Source organism: Streptomyces sp. PA03-1a (assembly GCF_033792805.1).
Classification (GTDB): domain Bacteria; phylum Actinomycetota; class Actinomycetes; order Streptomycetales; family Streptomycetaceae; genus Actinacidiphila.
Map to the genome: position 1 here is coordinate 22263 of NZ_JARAVO010000115.1, position 6000 is coordinate 28262.

At 68.2% G+C, this 6000-nt stretch carries 5 protein-coding genes and 2 tRNA genes; 5 read left to right on the top strand and 2 right to left on the bottom strand.

Going from position 1 to position 6000, the window contains the following annotated elements:
- Positions 1-316 precede the first annotated feature (316 nt).
- Positions 317-387, bottom strand: a tRNA-Gly gene (locus tag PV341_RS24910).
- Positions 388-498: 111 nt separating this feature from the next.
- On the opposite strand from PV341_RS24910, the gene PV341_RS24915 reads away from it, so the two are divergent.
- The 5 genes from PV341_RS24915 (at position 499) to clpX (ending at position 5175) form a co-directional block, all read left to right on the top strand.
- Positions 499-575, top strand: a tRNA-Pro gene (locus PV341_RS24915).
- A 165-nt stretch (positions 576-740) separates the two neighbouring features.
- Complete coding sequence (tig, locus tag PV341_RS24920) at positions 741-2135, top strand: trigger factor (protein ID WP_500322930.1); 1395 nt, start codon at positions 741-743, stop codon at positions 2133-2135.
- 241 nt (positions 2136-2376) lie between these two features.
- Positions 2377-2979, top strand: a complete 603-nt coding sequence (locus tag PV341_RS24925; RefSeq protein ID WP_319156002.1) for an ATP-dependent Clp protease proteolytic subunit — start codon at positions 2377-2379, stop codon at positions 2977-2979.
- Positions 2980-3078: 99 nt separating this feature from the next.
- Complete coding sequence (locus PV341_RS24930) at positions 3079-3714, top strand: ATP-dependent Clp protease proteolytic subunit (protein WP_499516835.1); 636 nt, start codon at positions 3079-3081, stop codon at positions 3712-3714.
- Positions 3715-3888: 174 nt separating this feature from the next.
- Positions 3889-5175, top strand: coding sequence for an ATP-dependent Clp protease ATP-binding subunit ClpX (clpX, locus tag PV341_RS24935; RefSeq protein WP_329187895.1), 1287 nt, complete (start codon positions 3889-3891; stop codon positions 5173-5175).
- A gap of 67 nt (positions 5176-5242) precedes the next feature.
- Here clpX and PV341_RS24940 read toward each other — a convergent pair.
- The coding region (locus PV341_RS24940; RefSeq protein ID WP_500359007.1) for a hypothetical protein at positions 5243-6000 on the bottom strand (758 nt) is incomplete at its 5' end.

Here is a 6000-nt window from a genome sequence, read left to right on the forward strand (position 1 = left end):
CAGGATGTCGACCTCGACCACGGGACGATTCGCGTACGCGGTTCCATTGCGGAGCTCACCAGCGACCGGCGGGGGTCCGCGATTCCACGATCTTCGGCATACGGGCGACACGCTGGCGTCGCCGATTTACCAGCCCGGCAACCGGGAACGGGAGCGCGAGATCGCCGACGCGATCGACGTCATGATCATAAAGGGCTCCGGGACACGGTTCCCGCCGGAACGGGCACGCGGCCGGCACACCGCCCTGGACCGCTGCCGGGAACACGAAGACCCAGGCTCGGGGATACATCCCCTGACCTGGGCCTACGTCCTGCAGAGCGGGCGACGGGAATCGAACCCGCGTAGCCAGTTTGGAAGACTGGGGCTCTACCATTGAGCTACGCCCGCAACGGCCAGTCATTCTGGCACATCAGATCGTAGCCGATCGACCCGGCTCCCGCGCACGGCACATATGGCCGTCAGGGTGTGCGGAGGCATGTACTCTACGTGTCGCACCGACGGGGTGTGGCGCAGCTTGGTAGCGCGTCCGCTTTGGGAGCGGAAGGTCGTCGGTTCGAATCCGGCCACCCCGACCAGTGCTCGGCCGCCCTGTGCCGAGCAGGGCCCGGCCGCAGGATTGTGGTACCGGTAGGATGGGTCGTCGGCCACTGAAACGCGGAAAAGCCAGGTCGAACACCAGCCGCCCCGCACGATCGCCGAGCGGCCGCCCATCAACGTAAAGCCCCCAAGGAGACCCAACCGTGAAGAGCGCCGTCGAGACTCTGAACCCGACCCGGGTTCGACTCACTGTCGAGGTGCCCTTCGAGGAGCTCAAGCCCAGCCTCGACGCGGCGTACAAGAAGATCAACCAGCAGGTCACGGTGCCGGGCTTCCGTAAGGGCAAGATCCCCGCGCGCGTCATCGACCAGCGGTTCGGCCGTGGCGCGGTCCTCGAAGAGGCCATCAACGACGCACTGCCGAAGTTCTACACGGAGGCGGTCAACGAGGGCGAGCTCAACGTCCTCGGCCAGCCCGAGGTGGACATCACCGAGTTCAACGACGGCCAGGAGCTGAAGTTCACCGCCGAGGTGGACATCCGCCCGGTCATCGAGATCCCGGACTACTCCGGCATCGAGGTCACCGTCGACGCCGTCGAGGTGTCCGACGAGGACGTCGACAAGGCCCTGGAGCAGCTGCGGGAGCGCTTCGCCTCCACCACCGTCGTGGAGCGTGCCGCCGCCGACGGCGACGTCGTCGTCGTGGACCTGGAGGCCTCGGTCGAGGGCGAGGTGCTGGAGGACGGCGTCGCCAGCGGCGTCACCTACACCATCGGCTCCGGCCAGCTGCTCGACGGCATCGACGAGGCCGTCACCGGCCTGGAGGCCGGCGGTTCGGCCACCTTCACCTCCGAGCTCAAGGGCGGCTCCGCCGCCGGCAAGCAGGCCCAGGTCAAGGTGGACGTCACCACCGTCCAGGCCCGTGAGCTGCCCGAGCTGGACGACGACTTCGCCCAGCTGGCGAGCGAGTTCGACACCCTCGAGGAGCTCCGCGCCGACGCCGTGAAGCGCCAGGAGCGCATCAAGCAGTACGACCAGGCCACCCAGGCGCAGGAGAAGGTGCTGGACGCCCTCCTGGAGCTGGTCGACATCCCGCTGCCGGAGAAGCTGCTCAAGGACGAGATCGAGACCCGCGTCCACAACCTGGAGCACCACCAGTTCCCGGCCATGGGCCTGGACTGGGACTCCTTCCTGGAGAACGAGGGCAAGACCCGCGAGGAGTACGACCAGGAGATCGAGGGGCAGGCGAAGAAGGGCATCAAGACCCAGTTCGTCCTGGACGAGCTCGTCTCCACCGAGAAGCTCTCGGTCAACCAGGAGGAGCTCACCGAGCACCTCATGCGCCGTGCCGCCTCCTCCGGCATGAGCCCGGACCAGTTCGCCCAGGCGGTCGTCGAGGGCGGCCAGGTGCCGCTGCTCGTCGGTGAGGTCGCCCGCGGCAAGGCGCTGGCCCTGGTCGTCGAGGCCGCCACGGTCAAGGACACCAACGGCGAGGTCGTCGACCTGGAGGACGAGGAGGACGAGACCGGCGAGACGGTCGAGGCCACCTCCGAGGACACGGACGCCGAGACCGCCAAGGGTGAGGGCTCCGAGGCCTGAGCCTCGCCCCGCAGCACCATCCGACGGGCCCGGACGACCAGTTCGTCCGGGCCCGTTCTGTTCGGTTTCGCTCTCCGCTTACACCCTGCCTGCGCTGACAGCGAACAGTTCCGCGTGGGGGATTGCTGGGCCCCACCTGCGCGTTAGGGTCCGTAAGTACGAGGGCCCGTGCCCTACGAGAAGACCCTGTGACGGCGTCCGCGCCGTCCGACAACGAGCAGGTGGATACGTGACGACTCCGATGCCTTCCGCCGCCGGCGAGCCGACCATCGGTGGCCTCGGCGACCAGGTCTACAACCGGCTGCTCGGCGAGCGGATCATCTTCCTCGGCCAGCCGGTGGACGACGACATCGCCAACAAGATCACCGCGCAGCTGCTCCTCCTTGCCGCCGAGCCGGACAAGGACATCTACCTCTACATCAACAGCCCCGGCGGTTCCGTGACGGCCGGCATGGCGATCTACGACACCATGCAGTTCATCAAGAACGACGTGGTCACCATCGCCATGGGCCTCGCGGCCTCCATGGGCCAGTTCCTGCTGACGGCCGGCACCCCCGGCAAGCGCTTCTCGCTGCCGAACACCGACATCCTGATGCACCAGCCCTCCGCCGGCCTCGCCGGCTCGGCCTCCGACATCAAGATCCACGCCGAGCAGCTGCTGCGCACGAAGAAGCGCATGGCCGAGCTCATCGCGGAGCACTCCGGCCAGAGCGTCGAGGCGATCACCCGTGACTCCGACCGCGACCGCTGGTTCTCCGCCGAGGCGGCCAAGGAGTACGGCCTGATCGACGACGTCATCACGCACGCCGTGAACGTGCCGGGCGGCGGCGGCACCGGGGCCTGACCGGGCCTGACGCCCGTACTGCCCCGCAGGACCGACCCCAGCCCACTGCTCATCTTCAGGACGGTGAACGTGACCACCCAGAACTTCCCCGGCAGCGGCATGTACGACCGCACGAACGCCGCCGAGGCCCGCTACGTGGTGCCGCGCTTCGTGGAGCGCACCTCGCAGGGCATCCGCGAGTACGACCCGTACGCGAAGCTCTTCGAGGAGCGCGTGATCTTCCTCGGGGTGCAGATCGACGACGCCTCCGCCAACGACGTCATGGCGCAGCTGCTGTGCCTGGAGTCGATGGACCCGGACCGCGACATCTCGGTCTACATCAACAGCCCCGGCGGCTCCTTCACGGCGCTGACGGCCATCTACGACACGATGCAGTTCGTGAAGCCCGACATCCAGACGGTCTGCATGGGCCAGGCGGCCTCCGCCGCGGCCGTGCTGCTCGCCGCCGGCACGCCCGGCAAGCGGATGGCGCTGCCGAACGCCCGCATCCTGATCCACCAGCCGTACAGCGAGACCGGCCGCGGCCAGGTCTCGGACCTGGAGATCGCCGCCAACGAGATCCTGCGGATGCGGGCCCAGCTGGAGGAGATGCTGGCCAAGCACTCCAGCACCCCGATCGAGAAGATCCGCGACGACATCGAGCGCGACAAGATCCTCACGGCCGAGGAGGCCCTCTCCTACGGTCTGGTCGACCAGATCGTCTCGACCCGCAAGGGTTCGGCGGTCGCGGTCTGACGCCCGGCAGGGCATTCTGCGACAAGAAGTCCCCTCTTGGAGCCGCGGGGTTGTGCAGGTCACGGCCCAGTAGCTCCAAGGGGGGCCCGCACTGGGGGCGCGGCAAGGTACCGTCGATAGGCAAGCACCAGGACTCGTCGAACTGACGGGACCCAGGCGAAGGGGAAGCACCTCGTGGCACGCATCGGTGACGGCGGCGATCTGCTCAAGTGCTCGTTCTGCGGAAAGAGCCAGAAGCAGGTGAAGAAGCTCATCGCAGGACCCGGTGTGTACATCTGCGACGAGTGCATCGACCTCTGCAACGAGATCATCGAGGAGGAGCTCGCAGAGTCCTCCGAGGTGCGGTGGGAGGACCTGCCGAAGCCGCGCGAGATCTACGAGTTCCTCGAGAGCTACGTCGTCGGCCAGGAGCCGGCGAAGAAGGCGCTCTCCGTGGCGGTCTACAACCACTACAAGCGGGTGCAGGCCGGCGAGAACGGCGGCGGCCGCGGCCACGACGACGGCATCGAGCTCGCCAAGTCCAACATCCTGCTGCTCGGTCCCACGGGCTCCGGCAAGACCCTGCTCGCCCAGACCCTGGCCCGGATGCTGAACGTGCCGTTCGCCATCGCGGACGCCACCGCGCTGACCGAGGCCGGGTACGTCGGCGAGGACGTCGAGAACATCCTGCTCAAGCTGATCCAGGCGGCCGACTACGACGTCAAGAAGGCCGAGACGGGGATCATCTACATCGACGAGATCGACAAGGTCGCCCGCAAGAGCGAGAACCCGTCGATCACCCGCGACGTCTCCGGCGAGGGCGTGCAGCAGGCGCTGCTGAAGATCCTGGAGGGCACCACCGCCTCGGTGCCGCCGCAGGGCGGGCGCAAGCACCCGCACCAGGAGTTCATCCAGATCGACACCACCAACGTGCTCTTCATCGTCGGCGGTGCCTTCGCCGGGCTGGAGAAGATCATCGAGTCACGGGCCGGCGCGAAGGGCATCGGTTTCGGCGCGACCATCCGCTCCAAGCGGGAGATCGACTCCGCCGACCAGTTCTCCGAGGTCATGCCGGAGGACCTGGTGAAGTTCGGCATGATCCCCGAGTTCATCGGCCGTCTGCCGGTCATCACCAGCGTGCACAACCTCGACCGTGAGGCGCTGCTGCAGATCCTGGTGGAGCCGCGCAACGCCCTGGTCAAGCAGTACCAGCGGCTCTTCGAGCTCGACGGTGTCGAGCTCGAGTTCGAGCGCGGCGCCCTGGAGGCCATCGCCGACCAGGCCATCCTCCGCCAGACCGGCGCCCGCGGCCTGCGCGCCATCATGGAGGAGGTGCTGATGTCGGTGATGTACGAGGTGCCCTCGCGCAAGGACGTCGCCCGCGTCGTCATCAGCGAGGACGTCGTCCACTCCAACGTGAACCCGACCCTGGTCCCGCGCGAGCCCCGCATCATCGGCAAGGGCGAGCAGAAGAGCGCGTAGCGCACCCCGGCACACGAAAGGGGGCGCCCGGCAGCTGCCGGGCGCCCCCTTCGCCGTACGGGGCGGGTCACTTCTTGACGCGGACCTCGTCGCGGATCTTCACGGTGCTGTCCGCCCACTCCGAGAGGGAGGGGGGCTCGGTGGCGCCGGTGATGTCGACGTTCATGTCCATGGCCATGGCGACCGTGCTGTCGTCGGCCCATGCGCAGTACGGGAAGCTGACCCCGGCCGAGCCGATCGTGCCGCACTTCATGATGTCGCCGTCGAAGCCCGTGGGGTGGACCTCCTTCGGGGCCTCGCCGCCGGAGCTGCCGGCCTTGGAGGTGAAGGCGGCGAGCATCTTGTCCAGCACGCTGCCCGGGTCGCTGACGTCACCGTAGGCGCCGGTGACGATCAGCTGCTCGGTGGCGCCCTTCTTGTAGTTTCCGGAGACCGTGGTGGCGTCGTCGATGCCGGTGTCGTCCCCGGTCTCGCCGTTGCTGAGTCCGGGGTCGTTGCCGGACTTGGTGTACTGACCGTCCAGCAGCGTGGCCGGCATGGCGAGCTTGTGGTCACCGCCGCTGCCGCCGCTGCCCGTGAGGGCGAGGATGCCGCCGCCTATGACCGCGACGGCGACCACGACGCCGACCACGATGCCGATGATCTTGCCCTTGCCCCCGGACGGCGGCGGCGGGGCACCCCAGGCGCCGGGCTGCTGACCGTAGGGACCCGGCTGCTGGGCGTACGGGCCGGACTGCTGACCGTACGGGCCGGGCTGCTGCGGGTAGCCGTAGCCAGGGGCCGGCTGCGGGGCCGTGGGCTGCTGCGGGTAGCCGTAGCCCGGTG

What these genes read in the sequence shown, in the direction of transcription:
- PV341_RS24925 (WP_319156002.1), top strand. Translation starts at nt 2,377, where the DNA reads ATGCCTTCCGCCGCCGGCGAGCCGACCATCGGTGGCCTCGGCGACCAG.
- PV341_RS24930 (WP_499516835.1), top strand. Translation starts at nt 3,079, where the DNA reads ATGTACGACCGCACGAACGCCGCCGAGGCCCGCTACGTGGTGCCGCGC.